The organism is Phaeobacter sp. CC-HEC084, from assembly GCF_059429255.1.
In genome coordinates this window covers 466,391-488,058 of the sequence record NZ_JCAIJQ010000009.1, presented here as the reverse complement: position 1 = coordinate 488,058, position 21,668 = coordinate 466,391, and the positions used below count along the sequence as shown (strand labels likewise).

General features: G+C 58.9%; 27 protein-coding genes and 2 tRNA genes. 9 read left to right on the top strand and 20 right to left on the bottom strand.

Annotation, left to right across the window (positions count from 1 at the left end):
- Positions 1-113: 113 nt before the first annotated feature.
- The 4 genes from AC5SSZ_RS19565 (at position 114) to AC5SSZ_RS19550 (ending at position 2,533) form a co-directional block, all read left to right on the top strand.
- Positions 114-341 (top strand): helix-turn-helix transcriptional regulator, encoded by a 228-nt coding sequence (locus AC5SSZ_RS19565; protein ID WP_495439578.1) that lies wholly within the window; start codon positions 114-116, stop codon positions 339-341.
- A 2-nt stretch (positions 342-343) separates the two neighbouring features.
- Entirely contained in the window at positions 344-541 is a 198-nt protein-coding gene (locus tag AC5SSZ_RS19560; protein ID WP_495439576.1) for a hypothetical protein, read from the top strand.
- Positions 542-605: 64 nt separating this feature from the next.
- A complete protein-coding gene (locus AC5SSZ_RS19555; protein WP_495439574.1) occupies positions 606-1,556 on the top strand; it encodes a DNA-primase RepB domain-containing protein in 951 nt (316 codons plus the stop codon).
- Positions 1,553-2,533, top strand: coding sequence for an AAA family ATPase (locus AC5SSZ_RS19550; RefSeq protein WP_495439571.1), 981 nt, complete (start codon positions 1,553-1,555; stop codon positions 2,531-2,533). The genes AC5SSZ_RS19555 and AC5SSZ_RS19550 overlap by 4 nt, the downstream gene beginning before the upstream one ends.
- Before the next feature lie 389 nt (positions 2,534-2,922).
- On the opposite strand, the gene AC5SSZ_RS19545 is transcribed toward AC5SSZ_RS19550, so the two are convergent.
- Positions 2,923-3,153 (bottom strand): hypothetical protein, encoded by a 231-nt coding sequence (locus AC5SSZ_RS19545; protein WP_495439569.1) that lies wholly within the window; start codon positions 3,151-3,153, stop codon positions 2,923-2,925.
- A gap of 746 nt (positions 3,154-3,899) precedes the next feature.
- Between AC5SSZ_RS19545 and AC5SSZ_RS19540 the strand changes: the two genes are divergently transcribed.
- A complete protein-coding gene (locus AC5SSZ_RS19540) occupies positions 3,900-4,100 on the top strand; it encodes a hypothetical protein (RefSeq protein ID WP_495439567.1) in 201 nt (66 codons plus the stop codon).
- A gap of 66 nt (positions 4,101-4,166) precedes the next feature.
- On the opposite strand, the gene AC5SSZ_RS19535 is transcribed toward AC5SSZ_RS19540, so the two are convergent.
- The 16 genes from AC5SSZ_RS19535 to AC5SSZ_RS19460 all read right to left on the bottom strand — a co-directional run bounded on the left by AC5SSZ_RS19535 (position 4,167) and on the right by AC5SSZ_RS19460 (position 16,130).
- Positions 4,167-6,176: a BbrUII/HgiDII family restriction enzyme gene (locus AC5SSZ_RS19535; RefSeq protein WP_495439565.1), complete on the bottom strand. Its 2,010-nt coding sequence runs from the start codon at positions 6,174-6,176 to the stop codon at positions 4,167-4,169.
- The gene (locus AC5SSZ_RS19530; protein WP_495439563.1) at positions 6,100-7,230 is read right to left on the bottom strand and encodes a DNA cytosine methyltransferase; all 1,131 of its coding nucleotides are present in this window, start codon (positions 7,228-7,230) and stop codon (positions 6,100-6,102) included. The genes AC5SSZ_RS19535 and AC5SSZ_RS19530 overlap by 77 nt, the downstream gene beginning before the upstream one ends.
- 171 nt (positions 7,231-7,401) lie before the next feature.
- Positions 7,402-7,476, bottom strand: a tRNA-Phe gene (locus tag AC5SSZ_RS19525).
- Positions 7,477-7,557: 81 nt separating this feature from the next.
- Positions 7,558-7,761, bottom strand: a complete 204-nt coding sequence (locus AC5SSZ_RS19520; RefSeq protein ID WP_495439561.1) for a DNA gyrase inhibitor YacG — start codon at positions 7,759-7,761, stop codon at positions 7,558-7,560.
- Entirely contained in the window at positions 7,758-8,780 is a 1,023-nt protein-coding gene (locus AC5SSZ_RS19515; RefSeq protein WP_368947351.1) for a ribonuclease E/G, read from the bottom strand. Before AC5SSZ_RS19515 ends, AC5SSZ_RS19520 begins: the two co-directional genes overlap by 4 nt.
- Positions 8,777-9,358 carry a Maf family protein gene (locus tag AC5SSZ_RS19510; RefSeq protein WP_274827512.1) on the bottom strand — a complete coding sequence of 194 codons (582 nt, stop codon included), beginning with the start codon at positions 9,356-9,358 and terminating at the stop codon, positions 8,777-8,779. Before AC5SSZ_RS19510 ends, AC5SSZ_RS19515 begins: the two co-directional genes overlap by 4 nt.
- 121 nt (positions 9,359-9,479) lie before the next feature.
- Positions 9,480-9,698, bottom strand: a complete 219-nt coding sequence (infA, locus tag AC5SSZ_RS19505; RefSeq protein WP_005620785.1) for a translation initiation factor IF-1 — start codon at positions 9,696-9,698, stop codon at positions 9,480-9,482.
- Between the two features lie 85 nt (positions 9,699-9,783).
- A complete protein-coding gene (locus AC5SSZ_RS19500) occupies positions 9,784-10,662 on the bottom strand; it encodes a carbon-nitrogen hydrolase family protein (RefSeq protein WP_495439555.1) in 879 nt (292 codons plus the stop codon).
- Between the two features lie 53 nt (positions 10,663-10,715).
- Complete coding sequence (locus AC5SSZ_RS19495; protein ID WP_495439553.1) at positions 10,716-11,297, bottom strand: GNAT family N-acetyltransferase; 582 nt, start codon at positions 11,295-11,297, stop codon at positions 10,716-10,718.
- Positions 11,297-11,692, bottom strand: a complete 396-nt coding sequence (locus AC5SSZ_RS19490; RefSeq protein WP_495439551.1) for a ketosteroid isomerase-related protein — start codon at positions 11,690-11,692, stop codon at positions 11,297-11,299. The genes AC5SSZ_RS19495 and AC5SSZ_RS19490 overlap by 1 nt, the downstream gene beginning before the upstream one ends.
- On the bottom strand, positions 11,689-12,147 hold the full coding sequence (locus tag AC5SSZ_RS19485) for an arsenate-mycothiol transferase ArsC (RefSeq protein WP_495439549.1): 459 nt from the start codon (positions 12,145-12,147) through the stop codon (positions 11,689-11,691). Before AC5SSZ_RS19485 ends, AC5SSZ_RS19490 begins: the two co-directional genes overlap by 4 nt.
- Before the next feature lie 3 nt (positions 12,148-12,150).
- Positions 12,151-12,630: a UPF0262 family protein gene (locus AC5SSZ_RS19480; RefSeq protein WP_065272408.1), complete on the bottom strand. Its 480-nt coding sequence runs from the start codon at positions 12,628-12,630 to the stop codon at positions 12,151-12,153.
- Positions 12,631-12,728: 98 nt separating this feature from the next.
- On the bottom strand, positions 12,729-14,030 hold the full coding sequence (gene hisD / locus AC5SSZ_RS19475; protein ID WP_495439546.1) for a histidinol dehydrogenase: 1,302 nt from the start codon (positions 14,028-14,030) through the stop codon (positions 12,729-12,731).
- A 110-nt stretch (positions 14,031-14,140) separates the two neighbouring features.
- A complete protein-coding gene (locus AC5SSZ_RS19470; protein ID WP_495439544.1) occupies positions 14,141-14,620 on the bottom strand; it encodes a DUF2948 family protein in 480 nt (159 codons plus the stop codon).
- Positions 14,620-15,888 carry a UDP-N-acetylglucosamine 1-carboxyvinyltransferase gene (murA, locus tag AC5SSZ_RS19465; protein WP_495439542.1) on the bottom strand — a complete coding sequence of 423 codons (1,269 nt, stop codon included), beginning with the start codon at positions 15,886-15,888 and terminating at the stop codon, positions 14,620-14,622. Before murA ends, AC5SSZ_RS19470 begins: the two co-directional genes overlap by 1 nt.
- Positions 15,889-15,893: 5 nt before the next feature.
- Positions 15,894-16,130 (bottom strand): hypothetical protein, encoded by a 237-nt coding sequence (locus tag AC5SSZ_RS19460; protein ID WP_495440361.1) that lies wholly within the window; start codon positions 16,128-16,130, stop codon positions 15,894-15,896.
- Between the two features lie 4 nt (positions 16,131-16,134).
- Here AC5SSZ_RS19460 and AC5SSZ_RS19455 point away from each other — a divergent pair.
- Positions 16,135-16,209, top strand: a tRNA-Thr gene (locus tag AC5SSZ_RS19455).
- Between the two features lie 267 nt (positions 16,210-16,476).
- Here the strand turns inward: AC5SSZ_RS19455 and AC5SSZ_RS19450 are convergent.
- On the bottom strand, positions 16,477-17,238 hold the full coding sequence (locus AC5SSZ_RS19450) for a FadR/GntR family transcriptional regulator (RefSeq protein ID WP_065272412.1): 762 nt from the start codon (positions 17,236-17,238) through the stop codon (positions 16,477-16,479).
- A 92-nt stretch (positions 17,239-17,330) separates the two neighbouring features.
- Between AC5SSZ_RS19450 and AC5SSZ_RS19445 the strand changes: the two genes are divergently transcribed.
- Positions 17,331-18,554: a M20 family metallo-hydrolase gene (locus AC5SSZ_RS19445; protein ID WP_495439539.1), complete on the top strand. Its 1,224-nt coding sequence runs from the start codon at positions 17,331-17,333 to the stop codon at positions 18,552-18,554.
- A gap of 13 nt (positions 18,555-18,567) precedes the next feature.
- Here AC5SSZ_RS19445 and AC5SSZ_RS19440 read toward each other — a convergent pair whose 3' ends face one another.
- Positions 18,568-19,461, bottom strand: coding sequence for a hydrogen peroxide-inducible genes activator (locus AC5SSZ_RS19440; RefSeq protein ID WP_495439537.1), 894 nt, complete (start codon positions 19,459-19,461; stop codon positions 18,568-18,570).
- Positions 19,462-19,564: 103 nt separating this feature from the next.
- On the opposite strand from AC5SSZ_RS19440, the gene AC5SSZ_RS19435 reads away from it, so the two are divergent.
- On the top strand, positions 19,565-20,209 hold the full coding sequence (locus AC5SSZ_RS19435) for a peroxiredoxin (protein WP_495439535.1): 645 nt from the start codon (positions 19,565-19,567) through the stop codon (positions 20,207-20,209).
- Positions 20,210-20,302: 93 nt separating this feature from the next.
- The gene (locus tag AC5SSZ_RS19430) at positions 20,303-21,175 is read left to right on the top strand and encodes an MBL fold metallo-hydrolase (protein ID WP_495439533.1); all 873 of its coding nucleotides are present in this window, start codon (positions 20,303-20,305) and stop codon (positions 21,173-21,175) included.
- A gap of 5 nt (positions 21,176-21,180) precedes the next feature.
- Here AC5SSZ_RS19430 and AC5SSZ_RS19425 read toward each other — a convergent pair whose 3' ends face one another.
- Positions 21,181-21,660 (bottom strand): RrF2 family transcriptional regulator, encoded by a 480-nt coding sequence (locus AC5SSZ_RS19425; protein WP_065272416.1) that lies wholly within the window; start codon positions 21,658-21,660, stop codon positions 21,181-21,183.
- Positions 21,661-21,668 lie beyond the last annotated feature (8 nt).

The window sequence follows — 21,668 nt, the reverse complement described above, 5'->3', positions numbered from 1 at the left end:
AATTCGAGTTGAGGGCTTCAGGACCTTCGCTCGCAATGTGATCCAACCTGATCCATCTTCTGTCTTGTCGGAGCGCTCCTTCGCAAACGCAACAATGCAGAAGGAAAAAGACAATGGATATTTCGAACGGGCAAAAGGCCCTCGCCACACGCGCTGATCTCAAGCGCCTTGGCATCACTGTAAGCAACAGCACGCTTTTGCGCTGGGAGGCCCGTGGGCGGTTTCCACGCCGTGTGCGCCTCGCTGGCACCAGTGTCGCATGGCTGCTGAATGAGATCGAACAGTGGCTCGCTGAGCGCGCCGTTGAACGTGACACATGGCACTATGCGGATGCGAGCTGATCATGATGAACCCTATTGTATTTGGCTTCTCCTACGAGGGCCTGAAAAAGCTCGGCATCCACTACGATTACGAAGATCTAGTCGATTTGGAAAAACGTGGGCGCTTCCCAAAGCAGGTCCAACCCCGTGTCTGGAACGCCAAAGAAGTGTTGGAATGGCTTTTGGTCAACATTGATCGCCTGCCTCCCAAACTCGACTAGCCCAGAAAAATGAGATGGGGCGATTAACGCCCCGTCCTCCCCGTACATTTCGAAAGGAAAGAACATGCGAAATCGCGTGAACCATACCGCTCGCCCTTGCAAAGGGCATCCCTACGCATTCATAGACTATGACGATGACGGCATTATCCACCAGAGCATGGTGGGTTTCTTGGAAAGCCTCTGGAAAGGCGCGCCGAGTGACAGCTGTTTCTTCCTCGCGACCACAGGTCCTGACGGCGAGAAATGGAGAGAGCATGTTGTCCACGGCGACAATATCACTGTTAGCCTGAACCGGTTTTTCCGAGAACACTCGCGCTGGGACTACAACCTGTACTTCTGTCCCAACCCCTTCTCCAAAGACCGTAGAAAGACGAAGTACGCTCGTCCGACACGGCTTGGCTGGTGCGATATTGATGAAGCCGACCCCTATGCTTTTCGTCCCGAGGCCAGCCTCATCACCGAAACCTCGCCGGGACGGTTTCAGGGTCTTTGGCTATGGGACGGCTGGCACAGCCCCATAGAAGCCGAAGGATACTCCCGTTCCCTTGCTGACCGGCATGGTGGCGACAATGGCTGGACGATCACCAAGATGCTGCGCGTTCCCGGCTCGGTGAACCACAAACCCCAATATGATGAACCTTTCGTTCGACTGGTTCATCGCAACTGGAACAGGATCACCGACCGCCCACCGTTGCCAGAAATCGTAGGTGCGATGGAGGCTGGCGACTTCGTCAACCCAGATGCACATGATCCGAAAGAGGTCTTTGAGAAGTACCGGAAACAACTTCACGCGAAAGCTCGAACGCTGATCCGACACACCCGTGTGAAGGAGAAAGATCGCTCATCCTGCATTCACTTGATTATCGCATGCCTTCACGAGGTGGGTGCATCACCTGACGAGATCGGATGCATCCTTTGGCACTGCCCGTATTTCATCGAAAAACACGGATATCACCTTGACCGACTGGACGCTGAGGTAACGCGCGTGGTCTCGAAGCTGGAGGCGTCTCAATGAGTCGTAGGCAAGCAGCGAAATCGCGTGTCGCGCGGTTCCCCAAGAAGAAGACGGACCGGGCCGAACCATCCAACAAGTTGGAAACGTTTACGGCAAACGACCTGCAGGCAATGGAATTCCCACCCCTCGAATTTGTTGTCGAGGGACTGATAACCGAAGGCCTGACGTTGTTGGCTGGCAAACCCAAGATGGGCAAGTCATGGATGGCGTTGGATTTGGCGATGTCCGTCGCCATTGGCTGTGAGGCGCTTTGTGATAGAGCCTGCAAGAAGGGTGCTACGCTCTATTGCGCGCTTGAAGACAATCCAAGACGTCTGCGAAGGCGAATGATCCAAAACTACGGCGATCAGACCTCTTGGCCGGAGAACTTTCACTTTTCGGTACAGCTGAACAAACTGGACGATGGTGGTCTCGAACAGCTTGAAGACTTCATTGAGGAGTATCGGCCGAGCTTGATCATCATCGACACTCTGGTCTGCGTTCGGCCAAAGGTGAAAGGAAAAAATGAGTACGAGGCAGACTATGCAGCCTTGTCACCTCTTCAGAAACTCGCGGGCGAGCATGGCATAGCGATTATCGTTATCCACCATCTACGCAAGATGAGTGGCGAAGACCCCTTGGACATGGTGTCGGGAACCACAGGATTGACCGGGGCCGTCGATAACGTTCTCGTCCTTGATAGGAAAAGCGATGGCGTCACCCTGTATGGGCGAGGTCGGGAGATGGAAAATATCGACGTCGCTGTGGAACTCGACGATGGCCTATGGCGAATTCTGGGCGATACTGACTCCGTAAGGATTTCGAGCGAGCGTAGGTCAATTATTGACGTGTTGCAAAATGCCGGAAAGCCGATGGGGCCGAAAGACATCGCCGATGCGTTGAAGTGGCCACAGGAGAATGTGCGCCAGCTACTCTTGAGCATGGCGACCAACGGCGAAGTCAAAAAGCCAAGGCGCGGTAAGTACGAATTGCCGTGAACCGAACGAGCGCGATCACTTCGATCACGAAATCACTTCGGCGACCCTGATGTGATGATGTGATCGAAGTGATCAACCTTCAGCAAAAGCGCTAATCGGCTGGGGGCCGAAAATCTCGGCAGTATGTATGACACCTTGTCTGTCCATCGGGCGAACGCTGTTAAAAAAAACGTCTCCCCCATCCCCCTGTGGTTACCTTTCGCCAAGGCCTCAACCGACGCGGTCCGATGCGCCCGAGATCGACAAGCGGACTATTGATCAGGCTGTTGGACGGGAGACGGACCCGAATTGCTGAGTCTTTTCAAGTGGCCCGTATTGGCGACCGTCTGCAATTACTGATTTGGGTGCCGTGGGGGTGGGTTTACTCATCGGCTGGAGTGTCCAAGGCGTCATTCTTGCACCCATCCCTTGCGATGGTAGTGGCGCAGCACGATGGCGCGATTGAACAGGGGGAAGCCGACCCACAGGCCGTTGGCCGTGATCAGCGACAAGATCGCCCAGAGAAACATGCCCTTGAACAGGTAGTAGAACGGGCCGAACAGCAGGCACCAAAGGCGATGCCAATTGCCAAGGATTGTTTTCTCCTGTCCGTTGAAGCTCCAAGTTGCGCGAATGACCATTCCTATCTCCTTTCACTGATTGCAGTCACAACAGCGCAATAAGATCGGGCGTGGGCAGTCGTCAGGGTATTTCCCGGTGCATAGGCCGTCTGCGCAGCGTGCAGGGGCCAGCGTCAAGCTTGGTATGGCGTCGGGCTGGATATGTCGCGAATGCCGGTCAAACGTCCTGCTGGCTCAATACAACGCGGCCACGCGCGCCTATCGCTGTATATGCCGGAGCTTGGTTAGGGTTCCTTGAAAGCACTGCGAGGGTCCCATACATTGAAAAAAGCAGGTTCTCCGGCTCTGGTCGAAGACCAAACATCAGGGCGTGTCGGGAACAACGGTGTTGGCTGCAACCGCCTGACATAAGGCCAACGGCTAACCTGTATCCGCATCCTGTTGAGGAGGTCACCTCCGCCCTCAGGAGCGGATCCATGAGGAGAAGTACTGAACGCATTTTGCTTTGGGCAGTAGCTGTCGCAGGAAACATTGACAGCGTCTGGAGCCTTACGGAGAGGATCATTCAGATCCTTTCTGCCTTAATGTAAATGCACCAATGGTCGCCGGGCTTCGTTCATGAGGTCCGGCGATTTTCGTTGGAAGGCTACAGGCAAAGTCTGGCTGTCAACAACCAAGCCCAGAAGTTCTTGGTTGAGCCCCACAAATGGCACGTCCATCTTAGAGTTTGGCCGGGCCTGGGGTTGCCCCTGACATGGCTGCCCACCTCGTCTTATCGATCTGCATCAGAAACCTAGGAGATCGACATGTCCGACATCATCACACTGAAAGCTCTATGCGAAGAACTCAAGATTGACCCACGCGAAGCACGCGAGCGCCTACGCGCAGCTGTAAGCGATGCCAAAACCAATCCTGAACTGGCGAAGGCACGGAAACCACGCACTCCGTGGCAATGGGTGAAGGGCAGCAAGGCGCTTGAAAGTGCGAAATTAGTGATTTCGCAATAGCCCATTGGACAACGGCTGAGTTACCCAACCTTGGCAGCTACCCCAGAAAGGCGGTGGACCCATTGCTTACTCCGCCGCCGACTTCACGGACTGAGCAGCTATTTCGTCTTGAATCTTTGTCAGCAAGCCACTTAGCCGCGCAACCTGCGCGTCGTGTGCAAGAAACTGCTGGTAAGTGGAAAGTGCCTTTTGCAGCATGCCATTGTAGGTCAAGACACGGGCGTCTGCCGTGTCAAGTTGACGTAGGTCTTGCGCTTTCCTATCTGCGTCAACCCAAGTCGCAGGTTCTTCGTTGACCAGAATGATAACTTGGATGAACGGATTTGGCTTTTGGTATTTGTTCGACAGATGAGCCTTTAGGCCAGAACGATATTTATCTACTTGCTCTAAGAGTCTGTAAACATTCGCCTTTACGGAAGGCCTTTTCATCTCGATTACGACATGCGTGCCGCCGAATTCTCGGTACACGATATCCATGCGCGCGTCTTCTATCTCCTTGGAGCAAAGGCCTTTGTCAGTCTTCAGGAATGTCGTCACGGCGACTTCCATTTCGGTTACGCCAGTAGCCCGATCCCAAGAAGGCTCCATCAACCAAAGGTGTTCGAACAGCTTCTTTTGCAGGTCCTTTTCTAAGGCGTCCTCATCGACTAAGCGCTGGTACTTCCTGATAACGTCAACGCGGCCTTTTACGGTTTCGTGATACAATGCCGCTTCGACCTCATCGACCTCCTGAAAGGCTCTGAGAAAACCATGGACATCGGTAACATCGACCTTTTCCAGATCTGTAAGTGACTTTCGCGCACGCATCTTTTCAAACGCGATCACACCATATCGAAATAGGTCCGCACGTTCATTGTCATCTTCGTCGTTGAACCGAATGCTGTTGATCTTACCGAACAGTTTAGTCGCTTGTGTTTTTGAATCCTTATCCAAGCTCTCGAACCACTCATCAATCGAAGGCAGATTTCTGGCTTCCTCAACGCCTTTTTCATTCCTAAATGCCGTCCAGTCTCGCTCAATCTCTTTTAGCTTAAGCCGAATGTGTTCGCGCAGTTCGCGTATTCTTGGATCATCTTCTCGAAGTAGCTGCCTTGAACTGGTTATGAGATCATCTTCAATCGATCCGTCCTCAGGGTCGAGATAATCGGCGTGGAGTTCGCCGACCACGTATTGCGCATAGATGCCTGCTTCGCCAATGCTATCCAAAATATTCTCATGAGCGACCCGACCTCGGATCATGACAACGATGCCGTTGGCGCTTTGCCCCGAAGGGCTACCCTGATCTTTTAGCTGGCTTGGCTTTGCTACAGTACCTATCCAACCTTCTATTGTGTCAGACTTAATCTCAATTTTCTTTTTGGCGTTTGTTTGATCGGCAGCGTTTTTGCCTCGCGGGCCAATATGCCAGATGTACTCAAGGTGTTTTAGATAACCGCGGTCAGCTACTCCAATCTCAACACCGTCAACTGACACCTTGAAGTCATTGGCTGGCCCGATCACACTGAATCGTCTTGCCAACCTCTCTTTCAAATATTTCGAACTACCACTGAGATCACGCTTCAGTTTCCGCAAGACGATCTTGGTTCCGTGTGGTTTTCCGTCCGGCCAATCAGGATCGATTGGCTCCGGGAAGTAAGATGAGTTCTGGTCGGTGATCTGTTCTGCAATAGCTTCTGAGTTTAGCCGAAAGGCTTCTACGGGGCCGTCTGTTCTTTTCGTGTAAACATAGATGTCGTCGGAAATCGCGAAGAGTGAAAGCTTGCCGATACCCTTCCTGCCCATGGCTAGACGCAAGTCTCCTTCGGTCTTTTCACCCTGAGTCTTTCTTCGCTCGTACCCTATGTTCAAAAAGCGTGCATTCACTTGGGAACGATCCATACCATGACCATCGTCCTCAATCGTCACTGAGCGACCATCTGAGGCTACGCTGATATTCACTTGTTTGGCATTTGCATCCCAAGAATTGGCGACAGCCTCAGCAATTACAACAGGGTTACTATTATATAGCCCGATCCCGAGATGCTTGATCACGTTCAGGTCGATGCTCATCACATACGGGTTCTGATCTTCCGTCATTTGAAAATTCCTTATGGGACTTTATGCCTTTGGCGATGGACTCGGCTAATTTCACTGGCACTGCGTTGCCGATCCAACGCCCCAATTCTTTCATGGAAACTTGTCGGTTAGCTGGTAGAAATTCGTAACCTTCAGGAAATGACTGAAGTATGGCAGCTTCTCTGAGAGAAATTGCCCTGTCCTGCTCGGGATGGCCAAATCGACCGTTTCCAAAGCCATATGATTGAGTGGTAATAGTCGGTGACGGTGCATCCCACGACATTCTGCCATACACCGACGGATAGGTGCGTCCCGTGCTTCGCTTGTGGCACTCCGCAATAAGCTCTTTTGGCCAGTCTTTCCAACTACCGCCCGGCTTGGACGCCTGAATTCTTCTAAGATTTTTATCACTTAAAGCACTACTGCGATGAAGGGGGTCCGTTGTGCACACTTCACCAGCTTTGATTTTGGGAAGGTGACCGATTGCTTCACGAACGGTTACAGCGCTGGAAGTCCAAGTTTCCGGTGGCGCAAGTCCACCATTCTTTGCAGCGACAAGCACGAGACGGCGTCGCGATTGCGGCACACCATAGTCGGCTGAGTTAACGATAGAGTACCAGACACCGTAGCCTTCGGCCTCGAGGAGGGATTTGAATTTTTCAAAAATCGCACCATCCCTGTGTTCGAGTAGACGTGGCACATTTTCCATCGATACGTAGTCTGGCGCGCACTCGGCAGCAATTTCTCCAAATCGCGGCACCAGTTCCCATTGTGGGTCTTCAGCATAGCGCTGCTTGTATGATGAAAACGGCTGGCAAGGTGCACATCCGACGAGAACTGAAGGTACATCACCGGTAAAGTGCTTGCGAACATCTTCCCCAGAAAGAGCTGCCACATCTTGAGCGTGGAAGACACTCTTGTTGTTTCTCTCGAAGGCAAACTTACATTGCGCGTCAATGTCATAACCCGCGAGAATGTCAAACCCAGCGCGATAGAAGCCATGACTAATTGCGCCGACCCCACAGAAGAGGTCGACCACTTCACCAGCTTTATTCGTATCGACGCGTTGCTCCATGCTCGAACCTGCCTTTTCGAATTTATGCAACACAAACCATTGGTGCGCAACAAAAAGCCCGCTTAGGCACTCGCCTCTGAGCCGTGATCCCAGACGACACCCAAGCAAATTTCGCCCAAGCGATCCCAATCGGAGGCAGATCTAAATGATATTTCTTTTTAGTGACTTAAATGGTGCCCGGGGGCGGAATCGAACCACCGACACGAGGATTTTCAATCCACTGCTCTACCCCTGAGCTACCCGGGCACGGGAAGGCGTCTCGCCTTGGGTGTGGGCCTTCTATGCTGTGGGACGGGCGGTGTCCAGAGGCTTTTTGAAAGAAATTTTTCAATGCCGGAACTGTGAGGGCTTTTCTCCGGAGGACAGCGATCTTTCGGTCTCTTCCAGCGCCTTTTCAATGTCTTCGGGGTCCCGGCTGGGGACCGCATAGGCGCCATTCAGCCATTTCGCCAGATCAAGATCCGCGCAGCGCCGAGAGCAGAAGGGGCGATAGGCGCGAGCGGTTTTCTCGCCACAGATCGGGCAGGTCATCGCAGAATCTCCCGCAGGGTGGGACGGCCGCGTTTGCGTTGCAGTTCGAAATGGCCAAGGTTGGTCCAGCCCACCAGAACCGTTTCTTCGCTGTCGGCGCGCAGCGCGGCCCGCAGAGTGGTTTCAAAGGCGCGCCGGTCCTTTTTCGGCATCGGCGCCAGATCCAGTACGATCTGTCCGCCAAGTCCCCGAACACGCAGCGCCCGGGGCAAGTCTTTGGCGCAGGCCATGTTGGCCTTGAGGCCGGCCGCGAGCGAGGTATCGGTGCCGGTGTTGACATCGACGGCCACCAGTGCGCGCGTGGGTTCGATATAAAGGAACCCGCCGCCCGGCAGCGGTTCGCGGATACCCTGGGCCTGGTCAAGCGCGTCCAGCACACCGTGGGTCTCAAAGCCGCCCGGAGTGCGTTCGACCTCGGCCGGTTCCACCCAGTCGCGCCATGCGCGGATATGGGGGCCGTCGCCTTCGGCGAGGGTTTCCACCTCGGTTCCGTGATCGTTTAGGACCTGATCGGCCAGGGCTGCCATGGCGGCGATATCCTCGGCCACCTCATCGGCATCCGCGCCCGCGCAGGCAGAGCGCAGGATCAGGCCGTAATCGGTGCCTTCCATCGCAAGATGAGCAACCTCCAGCAGGCGGTCACGCTCATCCTCGTCCCGGATCGAGCGGGAGATGTTCAGCCCCGGGGCCTCGGGGGTGACGATGGCGTAGCGGCTTTTGAACAGCAGTTTCTGGGTGACGGGGATCGCCTTGCCCGGCTCGGCATAACCGGTGACCTGCACCAGAAGCTGCTGGCCCGGGGCCATGCCTTTGACCTGCCGCAGGAAAGCGGCGCCATCAGGCGTGCTGAGGAACATGCCGCCTTGGCCCTTGACCGGGCGATCGGCGCGGGCGCGGTAGACGGTGCCGGGCACTGGGGCGTCGCCATCGATCAGGAAATCCTCAAGCTTGCCATCGACCATCAGCGCGGCGGCCTCGTGGCCTTCGATGTGGTCCAGAACGATCGTGCGGCCCTTCATGCGGCGGCCTCCTTGTATAGTGGCCAGCCCGCGGCCTGCAGAAGATGGGCGGTTTCGCAAAGCGGCAGGCCGACGATCCCGGTAAAGGAGCCGTTGATCCAGGGAATAAGGGCCCCCGCTGGTCCCTGAATGGCATAGCCACCGGCCTTGCCCTGCCAGTCATCACTGGCGAGATAGGCGTTCAGTTCCTCATCGCTGAGGCGCTTCATCTTGACCTGGCTGACCACGTCCTTTTGCCAGACCCTCTCGCCGCGGCGCACCGCGACCGAGGTGATGACCCGGTGGCGGCGGCCAGACAGGGCCAGCAGGAATTCGGCGGCCTCTCCGGCATCGGCAGGTTTGCCCATGATTCGCCGCCCCATCGCGACGGTGGTATCGGCACAGAGCACAACGTCATCAGCCCCTGCTGGCACGGCTTGCACCTTTTCACGTGTCACGCGGGCGCAGTAATCGCGCGGCAGCTCACCCTTGTGAGGGGTCTCGTCAATATCCGGCGGGCGGACCGCGTCCGGGGTGACGCCAAGCTGTGCCAGCAGTTCCAGCCGCCGCGGGCTGCCAGATCCCAGAATGAATGCCATGAGGGGCCCTTTTATCTATACCGTGCCAATGCTGCCGTGGGCCCTTGTTTTAGGAGTAAACCCCCAAAAACAAAAGCCCGGCATCTGGGCCGGGCTTTGGTCATCAAGTCGGATCGGTCGCTTATTTGAAGCGGTAGTTGATCCGGCCCTTGGTCAGGTCATAGGGGGTCATTTCCACCTGAACCCGGTCGCCAGCCAGAACACGGATGCGGTTCTTGCGCATCTTGCCTGCCGTATGTGCGATGATCTCATGGCCGTTTTCCAGCTCGACCCGAAACGTCGCATTGGGCAGGAGTTCCTTCACGACACCGGGAAATTCGAGCGTATCTTCCTTGGCCATGTTCTCTCCATCATTGCGTTACCCCGTCAATCTGCGGGGATGAGCGCTTAAATGAGCCTATTTTCCCAATTTTTCAAGGGCGCAATCACGGCATGAGGCGAATTGTGCAGGTTTTTGTCCTGCTGTTCTGTTCGTCCCAGTGGCTGCGGTTGCGGACGACCCCATTGCGACGGACCTCGGCGACCTGTGCGATGTCCACTTCGGCCAGGGTCCAGCCGGGCTGGTCCAGGGTGCCTTCGGCAAAGACGCCGGTCGCAGGGAAGCCGGTATCCGGCGGACCAAAGATGCCACCCATGCCGCATCCCACGTCAACCGATTCGGACCAGTCTGCCTGCCCCACGATTGAGGCCATGGCGGTGATGCACTGGTTTTCCAGCGCCCGCGACATGGCGCCGATACGCACCCGCCAATAGCCCGCCAGCGCCTCGGTACAGGAGGGAACAAGGATGATATCTGCCTCTTCCAGCGCCCGGCCCAGCAGGGGGAATTCGCTGTCATAGCAGATCAGCACGCCGATCTTGCCAAGCGCGGTGTCAAAAATCTTGAGCGGTCCGCCCCCGGTGACATTCCAGGGATCGCGCTCGAACATGGTCATGATCTGCTTGTCCTGATGCTCCCGCTCTCCGGTCGGCGCGTAGAATTCGGCGCGGTTCACCGGGCGCTCGAAGTCGGCATTCACCGGGGCCGAGGCGCCGAGGATATGAACACCGTGTTCGGCGGCCAGTTTCAGGTGCAGCGCGGCGGCATCCTCCATCCGATCCGATACGGCATGCAGCGACCGCTCCAGATCAAGGGCGGCGTCAGCGCCATCCAGCGTCGCCAGCTCCATCGCGCCATATTCGGGAAAGACCAGAAGGTCGGCACCCTGTTTGGCGGCATCGCCGACCCATTTTGCCAGCTTGTCCTCGTATTGAGCCCAGCTGTCGAGCCAATCGAGCGGGTAGGCGGCGGTGGCGATTTTCATGGGCGAGATCCCTTTTGTCTGGCGGGTACCCCGCCGGTCGTTTCAAAGTGAGCCTACAGCTCCCGGCTCCAGAATTGCAGCGCCTTTTTGCTTTCGGCGCGGTCGCCAATGTCTGTCCAGGTGAACTCTGCAAGCACACCCGGCATCGGGCGGTAGCCGCGTTTGCGCCAGAACACATCATTGCTGCGGTAGTCTGCGGGGCGCAGCGGGTGATCCTCTGGGCGGATCACGCTACAAAAGGCCGAAAGCCTGAAACCAAGGGTGCGCGCGTGCGCTTCGCGGTGGTCAAAGAAGGCATGGCCGATACCCTGTCCCCTGAACTCTGGCAGCAGCACGGATTCGGCGCAGTAGAACACATCCTCGACAGGCAATTCGCCCTTTGAGATCTGCGTCGCATCGCCGTGGCTGCTCAGCGGCATGCCCGTTGCCGCGCCGATCACACGTCCTTCGGATATAGCTGCCACCAGCACCGCATCGGGCGTGTCGCGGTAGCTACGCAGATAATGCTGCTCATAGGCATCGTCCCCATCATAGAGATAGGGAAAGGCGCGGAAGACTTCGATGCGCAGCCGTGCCAGATCCGGCAGGGCGGCCTCCAATGCCTCGCCCGAAAGGGCTTTGACCTTAACCGCCATCAGGCCGAGACCTGCGCCATCCAGTCAGAGAGGTTGTAATAGGTGGTGACGCGGGAGATCTTGCCGTCCTTCAGATCAAAGAAGGAGCCTGCAGGCAGACGGTAGCTCTGGCCGCGCGCCTCGGGCAGGCCCACGTCGGTTTCAAGGTACGTGCCGTTGACGATATATTCGGCGGCGGCGCGGCTGCCGTCAGGGGTTTCGAAGATGACCATGTCGGTCAACTCTTCGCGGTAGCAGCGGCTCATGTGGTCGCAGAATGCGGCGAACTGCTCCTTGCCGACGCGGATGTTGCCCTCGTTGACGTGATGGGCCACGTCATCCGTCAGGCAGTCGATCATGGCCTTGGTGTCGCCTGCGTTGAAGGCGGCGAAATAGTGCGTGATGGTGTCGCTCATAACAGCTCCGTCGGTTCGCCCCAGCGGGCTTTGAGGTGTTGAATGATCTGGTCGCGGGTCTGCCGGTAGCTGTCCAGCTTGGCCTCGCGGGTTTCGCCAAGGCCGGTCGGATCCATGATCGGCCAGTATTCGACTGCGAGGTGAAAATAGCGGGTCAGCTCCAGCGCGCGGCGTTGGCTGGCGGGCGACAGGGCTACCACCAGATCAAAGGACGACAGATCATCGCCCCATTGCTCCATCTCGTCGAAGGAACGCGACCGGTGGCGCGACAGTTCCACCCCGATTTCCTGGCAGACGGCGATGCAGAAGCCGTCTATTTCCATGTCGTTCTTGACGCCGACTGACTGCACGTAGGTCCCGGCGCCATAGAACTTCTTCATGATCCCCTCGGCCATGGGGGATCGGACCGCATTGTGGTCACAGCAGAACAGGATGGACTGCGGTAACTGCTCCACCCGTCAGCCTCCGAAATGCAGGACGCAGATCAGGGTGAACAGGCGGCGGGCGGTGTCGGTATCCACCTCGGCCTTGCCCTCCAGACGTTCCTGAAGCACGCGGCTGCCTTCGTTGTGGATGCCGCGCCGGGCCATGTCGATGGTCTCGATCTGGCTGGGGGGCAGGGTCTTTACGGCGGTGAAATAGCTTTCGCAGATCTGGTAGTAATCCTTCACCACCTGACGGAAGGGCGACAGCGACAGATGAAATTCCGCCGCCTTCTGCCCGTCTTCGGTGGTGATATCAAAGACCAGCCGTTTATCCCGGATCGCCAGCCCCAGATGATAGGGGCCGGGGGGGACAGCGCGCCCATCACGGGCAGGCAGGGTAAAGGAGTTCTCCTCGATCAGGTCAAACAGCGCCACCTTGCGCTCCTGCTCGATCTCGGGGGTCGGGGGCGGCAGGTTGCTGTCGTCCAGCTCGATATGACTGATGCGGCTCATGGCGTGCGATCTCTTAACCGGGAATCGCATCCTCACTAGCCGATGGCGCGCGGCGCGGCAATCTTTTGAGGGTTGCCTTGCGCCGCGTCCGGCCGTGATCAGTCGTTCAGCGCGTTCAGACGCTGGGTGACGGACAGGCCGTGCGCCTCCAGGCTTTCGCTTTGCGCCAAGGTTTCTGCCGCCGGGCCGATGGCGCGCAACGCTTCGGGCGTCATCCGGGCCAGGGTGGTGCGTTTGAGGAAATCCATCACCGACAGGCCCGAAGAGAACCGCGCCGAGCGCGCCGTGGGCAGCACGTGGTTGGGGCCGCCGACGTAATCGCCGATGGCCTCGGGCGTGTATTGGCCCAGGAAGATCGCCCCGGCGTGGATGGTTTTCTGGCTCAGTTCTTCGGGATCGCCGGTGCAGAGTTCCAGGTGCTCGGGCGCGATGCGGTTCGACAGGTTTGCGGCCTCATCGAGATCGCGCACGGTGATCACCGCGCCGAAATCGCGCCAGCTGGCTCCGGCGATGGCACGGCGCTCCAGTGTTTCAAGGCGCTTGTCCACGGCTTCGGCCACCGCGCGGCCAAAGGAGGCATCGTCGGTGATCAGGATCGACTGGGCGCTTTCGTCGTGTTCCGCCTGGCTCATCAGATCCAGCGCGATCCAGTCGGGGTTGTTGTCCTTGTCGGCGATCACCAGGATTTCCGACGGCCCGGCGATCATGTCGATGCCCACCTTGCCGAAGACGCGGCGCTTGGCGGCGGCGACAAAGGCGTTGCCGGGGCCAGTGATTTTATCCACCGGCGCGATGGTTTCTGTGCCATAGGCAAGCGCCGCAATCGCCTGAGCGCCGCCGATGCGATAGATCTCATCCACCCCGGCCAGCCGCGCCGCCAGCAGCACCAGCGGGTTCAGCACCCCGTCGGGCGTGGGCACGGTGATGGCAAGACGCTCGACCCCGGCGACCTTGGCCGGAATGGCATTCATCAGCACCGAAGAGGGGTAAGAGGCCAGCCCGCCCGGTACATAGAGGCCTGCAGCAGAAACCGCCGACCAGCGCCAGCCAAGGATGGCGCCCGCCGGGTCGGTCCATTGGGCATCTTCGGGCATCTGCCGTTCGTGATAGGCGCGGATGCGATCCGCTGCGAGTTCCAGCGCCGCCCGTTCCGCAGCAGGGACGCCTGCGATCGCGGCGGTCACGTCGGCCTCGGAAATTGCCAGCTTGTCGGCGCTCAGCTCCAGCCGGTCGAACTTCGCTGTCAGGTCGATTAGGGCCGCATCGCCGCGGCTGCGTACATCGGCAATGATCTCCGCGACAGTGGCGTCCACGTCCGGGCTGTCCTCGCGCTTGGCGCTCAGAAGCGCGGCAAAGGAAGCCTCGAAATTGGCATCAGAGGTATCAAGGAATACAGGCATCTGGTCACTCCGGCTGGTGCGACCGGGACATATAGAGCGAACCGCGCCGGGACAAGCCTTTGCCGCCGGGTGCAGCAGTTTGCCCTGCCGCAGCCCACCGGGCAGCGGCGTCAGGCGTCGCCGTGATCGGGCGCCTTGCCGGAAGGCGCAGTATAGGGCCGGGTCACATCGCGCAGCGAAACATCAATGGCTTCGACGGAGAGGCGGATGGCGCCATCGCCGGCCAGGGTCAGCACCAGGTGGCCCGCGCCGTCTTCGCCGGGTTCAAAGGACAGCGACAACAGCGACAGCACAAGATCCTTGTCGCTGCGATCGACCCCTTGTGAGGCGACGCCCAGCACATTGTCGACCACCAGCAGCGATTGCACCCGCTCGTAAGCGCGGGCGCGCTTTTCGGCTGCGGCGCGATCCTCCCAGCGGAACCGGTTGACCAGCAGCGCAAAGCGGTGCCGGGAGGCCTGCCAGCGCATTTCGGTAACCGGAAACACCGAATCCTGCACCAGCGCCGAAATGACCTTCAGGTCCTCTTCTTCCTGCGCGCCAAGGTTCAGCGGCGCCTCGCGGCCCTCTTCAAAGGTTGCGTCTGCCATCAGGTCCCCTTGATCCGTTCAATTTTTGCGCCAACGCCGGACAGTTTGCCCACAACATGTTCATAGCCGCGGTCCAGATGGTAGACCCGGTTGACCAGTGTTTCACCCTCGGCCGCAAGTCCCGCCAGAATCAAAGAGACCGAAGCGCGCAAATCGGTGGCCATCACCGGGGCACCTTTCAGCCGCTCAACTCCGGTTACGGTGGCGGTGCCGCCCTGCACGTCAATGCGGGCGCCCATGCGGGTCAACTCCGGCGCGTGCATGAAGCGATTTTCGAAAATCTTTTCTTCCAGAACGCTGACCCCATCGGCGGTGCACATCAGCGCCATCATCTGCGCCTGAAGATCGGTCGGGAAGCCGGGGAAGGGTTCTGTGGTCACATTGACCGCCTTCACCCTGTCGCCGCGGCGGCGCACTTTCAGGCCCGCGTCTGTTTCCTCGATGGCGACGCCTGCCTCGTCCAGCTTTTCGGCAAAAGCACCGACCAGATCCATGCGGCCGCCCAGCAGTTCGACTTCGCCGCCACAGATAACCGGTGCCAGCATATATGTGCCAAGCTCGATCCGGTCGGTTACCACCTGGTGGGTGGCGCCGTGCAGGCGGTCAACGCCCTGAACTTCGATTCGCGAAGTGCCGTCGCCTTCGATCTGGGCGCCCATCTTGCGCAGGCAATCGGCGAGATCCGAAATTTCCGGCTCCCGCGCGGCGTTGTTGATGACGGTGGTGCCCTTGGCCAGGGTCGCCGCCATCAGGATATTTTCAGTGGCCCCGACCGAAGCAAAGGCAAGATCGATCACCGCGCCTTTCAGTCCACCAGGCGCCTTGGCATGAAGATAGCCGTCGCGCAGGTCGATCTCGGCGCCAAGCGCCTCCAGCCCGTGAATATGCAGATCCATTGGGCGCGCACCGATGGCGCAGCCCCCCGGCAGCGACACCACCGCCTGACCCAGTCGGGCCAGCATCGGCCCCAGCACCAGATTCGACGCCCGCATTTTGCGCACGATGTCATAATCGGCCACGTGATTGTCGAGGTTGTGGCTCGACATGGCCTGCACCTGACCGTCCTGAAGCGCGGAAACCTCGGCGCCAAGGGATTGCAGCAGCTGGGTCATCGTCTTGATGTCGCTCAGCCGCGGTGCATTGGTCAGGGTCAGCGGTTCTTCGCTGAGCAGCGTTGCCGGCATCAGGGTAAGGCAGGCATTCTTTGCCCCCGCGATGGGGATCTGCCCCTGAAGGGGGCCATTGCCCGTTACCAGAATCGAATCCATCCGCTCTACCTTTCCGAACCGCCTGTTTGCTCGTCCTGTTTCCCGGCACGCGCCTTAGCCTGCGCCTTGCGGCGGGCCATGTTGGCCTTCAGGGCGGCCTTGAGGCGATCCTCGCGGGTGGTGGACTGAGCACTGGTTTTTGGTGATTTTTTATCTGCCATAAACCTTGTGTAACTTAGTGTGAAAAAACCGTCCAGAATGGTCTTGCGCCGCTCTGCGTTTATCCCTAAAAGCCCCTTCACCGGCGCTGCTGTAGCTCAGAGGTAGAGCACTCCCTTGGTAAGGGAGAGGTCGAGAGTTCAATTCTCTCCAGCAGCACCAGTAAACTTTCCCGATAATATATCCCGGAAATAGCCCGCCATATCGGTCTTATGGTTTTGCCATGTGAACTGGCCTAATTTGCGCGGGTTTCGTGACTATCCGTTATGCAGACTGCGATTCGAATTGCGGTAATCCGGTCGATTCCCTGCAGGCTGTTTCGTGCCTCTGCGTCTGATTCCCGCATGCCTGCCAAAATGGTGCGGCCATTGGCTGGCCACCACAAAACATCCGGGGGCAGAGATTGATTCACGCCCCGGAAGCGCCGCCTCACTCCCCGATAAAGCGGCGCATCAGATGGGCCTCTTGGCCGCGCATCAGGTCCTCGGCCACCTGCATGTGCGAGGCCATGATCTCGCGCGCCCGGTCTGCATCGCAGCTGCGCAGCGCCTCGACCAGTTGCAGCTGGTGTTTGCGCCCCTTGCGCCACAGCTCCACATTCGGCGGATCATAGAGACCGCGATACACCGTCAGATCGGTCAGGATCTGCGCCATGAAACCGATGACAAAACCCAAAAGCCTGTTGTTGGCAAAATCGGACAGCCGCGCATGGAAGATGAGCGAGGCGATATGCTGCTCTTTCTCTTCTTCCGAAGATTTGGCCGGCTCGGGATAGCGTTCGGCAAGCTCCTGCAGCTCTGCCAGCTGCGCTTCGCTCAACTTTCCGGCCAGACTGGCGGCAAGTTCGGGCTCCAGCGCCCGGCGCATCTGATAGATGTCCGCCACCGACAGGTCCTGAAAGTAGAAATAATTCGCCAAGAGAGACCGGGCGCGTTCGGCAGAAACCTCGCCAACCATGCTGCCGCCACCGGGGCCGGTCTTGGTCACGATCAGGCCCTGCGCCTCAAGGATGCGCAGCGCTTCGCGCACGGTGCCCTTGGAGACGCCGAATTCCTCGATCATGGCGCTTTCGTTGGGCAGCTTGTCGCCCTTTTTCAGGTCACGCTCGACCACCCACTGCTTGATCTCTTCCGCGACCCGGACGGGGCGGGATTTCTTGGGTTTTGTGGGGGGCGTGTTGCTGCCGTCCATTCGGAACCTCTGTTTTTATCATTATAAAAATATAGACTTCATAGGGCGCCATGTGTAGTGCCTAATTTATCATTATAAATATGGAGACCGGGATGGACTGGGGTCAGATCGCGCAGAACCGTTTGGCAGAGATTGCGCAGTGCAGCGTAGATTCCGAAGGTGTTACGCGGTTTCCGTTCACCACCGAACATGGTGAGGCGGCCAAGATTATCCGCGCCTGGATGGAAGCTGCGGGGATGGCGGTGCGCTGGGATGCCGCAGGAACCCTGATCGGACGCAAGGAAGGGCCCGCCGGGGCGCCGACCTTTCTGATCGGCTCGCATCAGGATTCGGTACGCAACGGTGGCCGTTACGATGGCATCATGGGTGTCGCTCTGGGATGTCTTGCGGTTGAAAAGCTGACAGCGGAGGGCACTGATCTGCCCTTCGCGGTTGAGGTTCTGGCCTTTGCGGATGAGGAAGGCGTGCGGTTTCCGACGGCGCTGATGGGGCCACGGGCTCTGGCGGGGACCTTTGATCCATCTGTTCTGGAGATGACCGACCGCAGCGGTGTATCGCTGCGGCAGGCGCTGGCGGATTTTGGTGGCGATCCGGACGGGGTGGCGGCGCTGCGGCGCGATCCGGCGGCAACCTTGGGGTATCTGGAGCTTCACATCGAACAGGGGCCGGTGCTGGAAGACGGGGATGTGGCGCTGGGCATTGTCACCGGCATCTGCGGGATCGAGCGCAACACGGTGATCTTTACCGGTGACACTGGCCATGCGGGCACGGTGCCCATGGCAGGGCGCCGGGATGCCTTGGTCGCGGCCTCGGAGTTTATTACCGAGGTTTTTGATGCCGCCAATAAAATTGCGGACCTGCGCGCCACGGTGGGATCCCTTTCGCTGCTTCCGAATGTTGTGAATGCAATTCCTCGCCAGGTGGAGCTGACGCTGGAAATCCGGGCTTTGCAGGATGAAGCCCGTGAAGAGTTTGCCGCATTCGCGCAGGCGCTGGGACAGAAGATTGCCCAGAAACGCAATGCGGGCTTTGCGATGCAGCGCACATATGATCAGCCCGCCGTGCCCTGTGACGCGGGTCTGGTGACGGCGCTTGAAGCAGCAGTGCGACAGGGCTGCCCGACCGCGCCGCGGCTGCCATCGGGGGCGACGCATGATGCTTCGGCCATGGCAGATCTTTGTCCGATCTCGATGCTGTTTCTCCGCTGCAAGGATGGCGTCAGCCACAAGCCGGAGGAATTTGCATCAGACGCCGACATGGCGGCCGCGATTGAGGCGGTTTCGACCTTTCTGACCTCCTTGCCTACTGGCGCGTGATCAGCGGGGGAACCTATTCCGGGCGGGGGCGTTCCCCTCTCAGCACCTCGCCCAGACGCCGGAACACCTCGGCGCGGGCGGACCCTGACCGCCAGGCGAGAACGATCTGCCGGGGACAGGCATCGGGCAGATCGGTGAGGTGCACCTGACCCTTGGCGACCACACCGGCCTCCACCGCGAGGTTGGGCAATAGCGTGATCCCCAGCCCTTCGGACACCATCGCGATCAGCGTCGGCAGGCTGGTTGCGGCAAAATCATCTTGCTGGTTCGAGATTTTCCCGGGATAGGCCTCCAGCGCGTGGCGTTGCAGACAATGGCCCTTTTCCAGCAGCATTAGATGGCCGGAGGTCAGTAGGGTTTCAGACCCTTTGCTCGGCGTTGCGGGGCTGCCCGGCGGTGTCGCCAGCTGATAGCCATCCTCGAACAGCGGCTCGATGCTCAGTGACCCGGTTTCAAAGGGCAGGGCGATCAGGATCAGGTCCAGCCGCCCGCTGTGCAAACCGTCGATCAGGCTTTCGGTCAGCTCTTCACGCAGGAACAGACGCAGTTTTGGAAAAGTGCTGCGAATGACTGGCAGGGTCTGCGGGATCAGGTAGGGACCGACGGTGGGAATGACGCCGAGGCGCAGGTCGCCTTCAAACGGGTTGCTGTGGGCCTGTGCCAGCATCCTGATGTCTTCGGCATCCAAAAGCAGCTTGCGGGCGCGCGCGACGACCTCCGCCCCGACCTCAGTCAGCATCACGCTGCGCTTGGTGCGTTCGAACAGGGTCACACCCAATTGCGCCTCAAGCTCCTGTATCCCGGCACTCAGCGTTGGCTGGGTCACAAAGCAAATATCGGCCGCGCGGGAAAAGTTCAGCTCGTCCGCAAGTGCGATCAGAAAGCGAAGCTGGCGCAGGGTGAACATTTATAGACCCTCTCTATAACTATCCAATAAATATTCAATTTCACAAATATAAGGCAAGGCCCCATCTTCAGATCATCGAAACGACCTGCTCAGGAGATGACAGATGACCGACCAGATTGCCCCCACAGGCCCTCGCCTCAATGAAGCTGCCCCGGCGTTTGATGCGCTGACCACCCATGGTCAGAAAACGCTGGAGGATTATCGTGGGAAATGGCTGATCCTGTTCTCGCACCCGGCGGATTTTACGCCGGTCTGCACCACCGAATTCATTGCCTTTGCCAAGAAGCAAGGCGACTTTGCTGCCCGCAATACCGAACTGCTTGGCCTGTCGATCGACAGCCACTACAGCCACATCGCCTGGATGCTGAACATCAAGGAGAAGTTCGGCGTCGAGATCGGGTTTCCGATCATTGCCGATCTGAACATGGCGGTGGCACAGGCCTATGGCATGATCCAGCCGGGAGCCTCGGACACCGCTGCCGTGCGCGCCACCTTCCTGATCGATCCCGAAGGAGTGCTGCGGGCGATGGTCTATTACCCGATGAACGCGGGTCGTTCGGTGGATGAAATCTACCGCCTGCTGGTGGCGATGCAAACCGCGGACGAGAACAAATGTGCCATGCCGGAGAACTGGAAGCCCGGTGACGCAGTGATCGTACCGACGCCCGCAACGCCCGAGGCAGCCATGGCCCGTGGCGAAGAAGGCTATGACACGGTGGATTGGTACTTCTCGACCCGTAGCCTCTGATCTGCGTCGAACACGAGATCCAGCCCGGCGGCCCCAGCGTGCCGCCGGGCTGAACATCCCGCGTAGAAAACCCCAAGACTAGGAGATGTCCCCATGCAAACCCCTGTTGTGAAATCCTTCTGGGATCAGCCCACCGGAAGCTGGCAGTATGTGTTCCACGATCCGGCGACCATGAAGGGCGCCATTATCGACCCGGTGCTGGACTTCGATCCGCTGTCTGGTGCTACCAGCTCTGCCAATGCTCAGCGCCTGCTGGATTACGTGCAGGCGACGGGTATCGATCTGGTTTGGATCCTCGATACGCATCCCCATGCCGACCACTTTTCCGCCGCGCAGTGGCTGAAGGCCCGGACCGGCGCGCCCACCGCGATCGGGGAAAAGGTCGTGGGGGTGCAGAAGCTGTGGAAGGAAATCTATAACCTGCCTGACGATTTCCCGACCGATGGCAGCCAGTGGGACCACCTGTTTACCGATGGAGAGACCTTTAATGTCGGCGAGGTGCCGGTCCGGGTGATGTTCTCACCGGGGCACACGCTGGCCTCGGTCACCTATGTGGCAGGCGACGCGGCATTTGTGCATGACACGCTGATGATGCCCGATAGCGGAACCTCCCGCGCGGATTTTCCCGGCGGCAGTTCAAAGGCGCTGTTCGACAGCATTCAGGATATCCTTGCGCTGCCCGATGACACCCGGGTCTTTGTCGGCCACGATTACGCCCCCAAAGGGCGCGCCGCGCAATGCGTTGCCACGGTGACCGAACATAAGGCGACGAATATCCATCTGAAGGACGCCCCCGGCGAAGCGGAGTATCGCAGCCTGCGGGATGCGCGTGATGCCACATTGCCGTTGCCACGGCTGATGCTGGCGGCGCTGCAGGTCAACATTCGCGGCGGGCGCCTGCCCGCGCCCGAAGGGAATGGCCATTCCTACCTGAAATTGCCGCTGGATCAGTTCAAACCTCGCTAAGGTGTTCAGCCGCCCTGGCCCAGTTCCGCGCCGCATTGTGCGGGCGGGGCCGGGTGCATCGCCAGAAGCTTGGCAAGACCGCAATTGCCGCGCACCAGGTCCTCCAGCGTCACCATGTCGAGTTCATGGTAGAACGCTCCCAGGGCGCGCTCCAGATAGCTGCGCAGGCGACAGGTCTCGGTCAGCGGGCAGCTGTTGTGCTCGGCATCGAAACACTCGGCAAAGGGAATGTCGGCCTCGAACAGGCGGAACATCGTGCCGATGGAGATCTGGTCGGCCGCGCGCGCCAGGCGAATGCCACCGGTGCGACCGCGTAGGGTGGTCAGGAACCCCTCGGCATGCAGGCGCTGCACCACATGGGCGGCGTGATTGGTCGAACAGTTGCACAATTCGGAGATCTCGGCGGTTCGAAGCAGCCGGTCCCCGTTGGTCGCACAGGCCATCAGAATGCGCGCAGCCAGGTTGGTGCGGGTTGTCAGTCTCATCGGCGCTC

Coding starts and splice junctions, on each gene's coding strand:
- AC5SSZ_RS19425 (WP_065272416.1), bottom strand. CDS start 21,660: ATGAGACTGACAACCCGCACCAACCTGGCTGCGCGCATTCTGATGGCC.
- AC5SSZ_RS19470 (WP_495439544.1), bottom strand. CDS start 14,620: ATGGCAGACGCAACCTTTGAAGAGGGCCGCGAGGCGCCGCTGAACCTT.
- AC5SSZ_RS19490 (WP_495439551.1), bottom strand. CDS start 11,692: ATGAGCGACACCATCACGCACTATTTCGCCGCCTTCAACGCAGGCGAC.
- AC5SSZ_RS19530 (WP_495439563.1), bottom strand. CDS start 7,230: ATGGAGCAACGCGTCGATACGAATAAAGCTGGTGAAGTGGTCGACCTC.
- AC5SSZ_RS19510 (WP_274827512.1), bottom strand. CDS start 9,358: ATGGCATTCATTCTGGGATCTGGCAGCCCGCGGCGGCTGGAACTGCTG.
- infA (WP_005620785.1), bottom strand. CDS start 9,698: ATGGCCAAGGAAGATACGCTCGAATTTCCCGGTGTCGTGAAGGAACTC.
- AC5SSZ_RS19550 (WP_495439571.1), top strand. CDS start 1,553: ATGAGTCGTAGGCAAGCAGCGAAATCGCGTGTCGCGCGGTTCCCCAAG.
- AC5SSZ_RS19520 (WP_495439561.1), bottom strand. CDS start 7,761: ATGACCTGCCCGATCTGTGGCGAGAAAACCGCTCGCGCCTATCGCCCC.
- AC5SSZ_RS19560 (WP_495439576.1), top strand. CDS start 344: ATGATGAACCCTATTGTATTTGGCTTCTCCTACGAGGGCCTGAAAAAG.
- hisD (WP_495439546.1), bottom strand. CDS start 14,030: ATGCCTGTATTCCTTGATACCTCTGATGCCAATTTCGAGGCTTCCTTT.
- AC5SSZ_RS19565 (WP_495439578.1), top strand. CDS start 114: ATGGATATTTCGAACGGGCAAAAGGCCCTCGCCACACGCGCTGATCTC.
- AC5SSZ_RS19500 (WP_495439555.1), bottom strand. CDS start 10,662: ATGAAAATCGCCACCGCCGCCTACCCGCTCGATTGGCTCGACAGCTGG.
- AC5SSZ_RS19450 (WP_065272412.1), bottom strand. CDS start 17,238: ATGGACGGCAGCAACACGCCCCCCACAAAACCCAAGAAATCCCGCCCC.
- AC5SSZ_RS19540 (WP_495439567.1), top strand. CDS start 3,900: ATGTCCGACATCATCACACTGAAAGCTCTATGCGAAGAACTCAAGATT.
- AC5SSZ_RS19495 (WP_495439553.1), bottom strand. CDS start 11,297: ATGGCGGTTAAGGTCAAAGCCCTTTCGGGCGAGGCATTGGAGGCCGCC.
- murA (WP_495439542.1), bottom strand. CDS start 15,888: ATGGATTCGATTCTGGTAACGGGCAATGGCCCCCTTCAGGGGCAGATC.
- AC5SSZ_RS19515 (WP_368947351.1), bottom strand. CDS start 8,780: ATGAAGGGCCGCACGATCGTTCTGGACCACATCGAAGGCCACGAGGCC.
- AC5SSZ_RS19480 (WP_065272408.1), bottom strand. CDS start 12,630: ATGAGCCGCATCAGTCATATCGAGCTGGACGACAGCAACCTGCCGCCC.
- AC5SSZ_RS19440 (WP_495439537.1), bottom strand. CDS start 19,461: ATGTTCACCCTGCGCCAGCTTCGCTTTCTGATCGCACTTGCGGACGAG.
- AC5SSZ_RS19435 (WP_495439535.1), top strand. CDS start 19,565: ATGACCGACCAGATTGCCCCCACAGGCCCTCGCCTCAATGAAGCTGCC.
- AC5SSZ_RS19535 (WP_495439565.1), bottom strand. CDS start 6,176: ATGACGGAAGATCAGAACCCGTATGTGATGAGCATCGACCTGAACGTG.
- AC5SSZ_RS19430 (WP_495439533.1), top strand. CDS start 20,303: ATGCAAACCCCTGTTGTGAAATCCTTCTGGGATCAGCCCACCGGAAGC.
- AC5SSZ_RS19555 (WP_495439574.1), top strand. CDS start 606: ATGCGAAATCGCGTGAACCATACCGCTCGCCCTTGCAAAGGGCATCCC.
- AC5SSZ_RS19445 (WP_495439539.1), top strand. CDS start 17,331: ATGGACTGGGGTCAGATCGCGCAGAACCGTTTGGCAGAGATTGCGCAG.
- AC5SSZ_RS19545 (WP_495439569.1), bottom strand. CDS start 3,153: ATGGTCATTCGCGCAACTTGGAGCTTCAACGGACAGGAGAAAACAATC.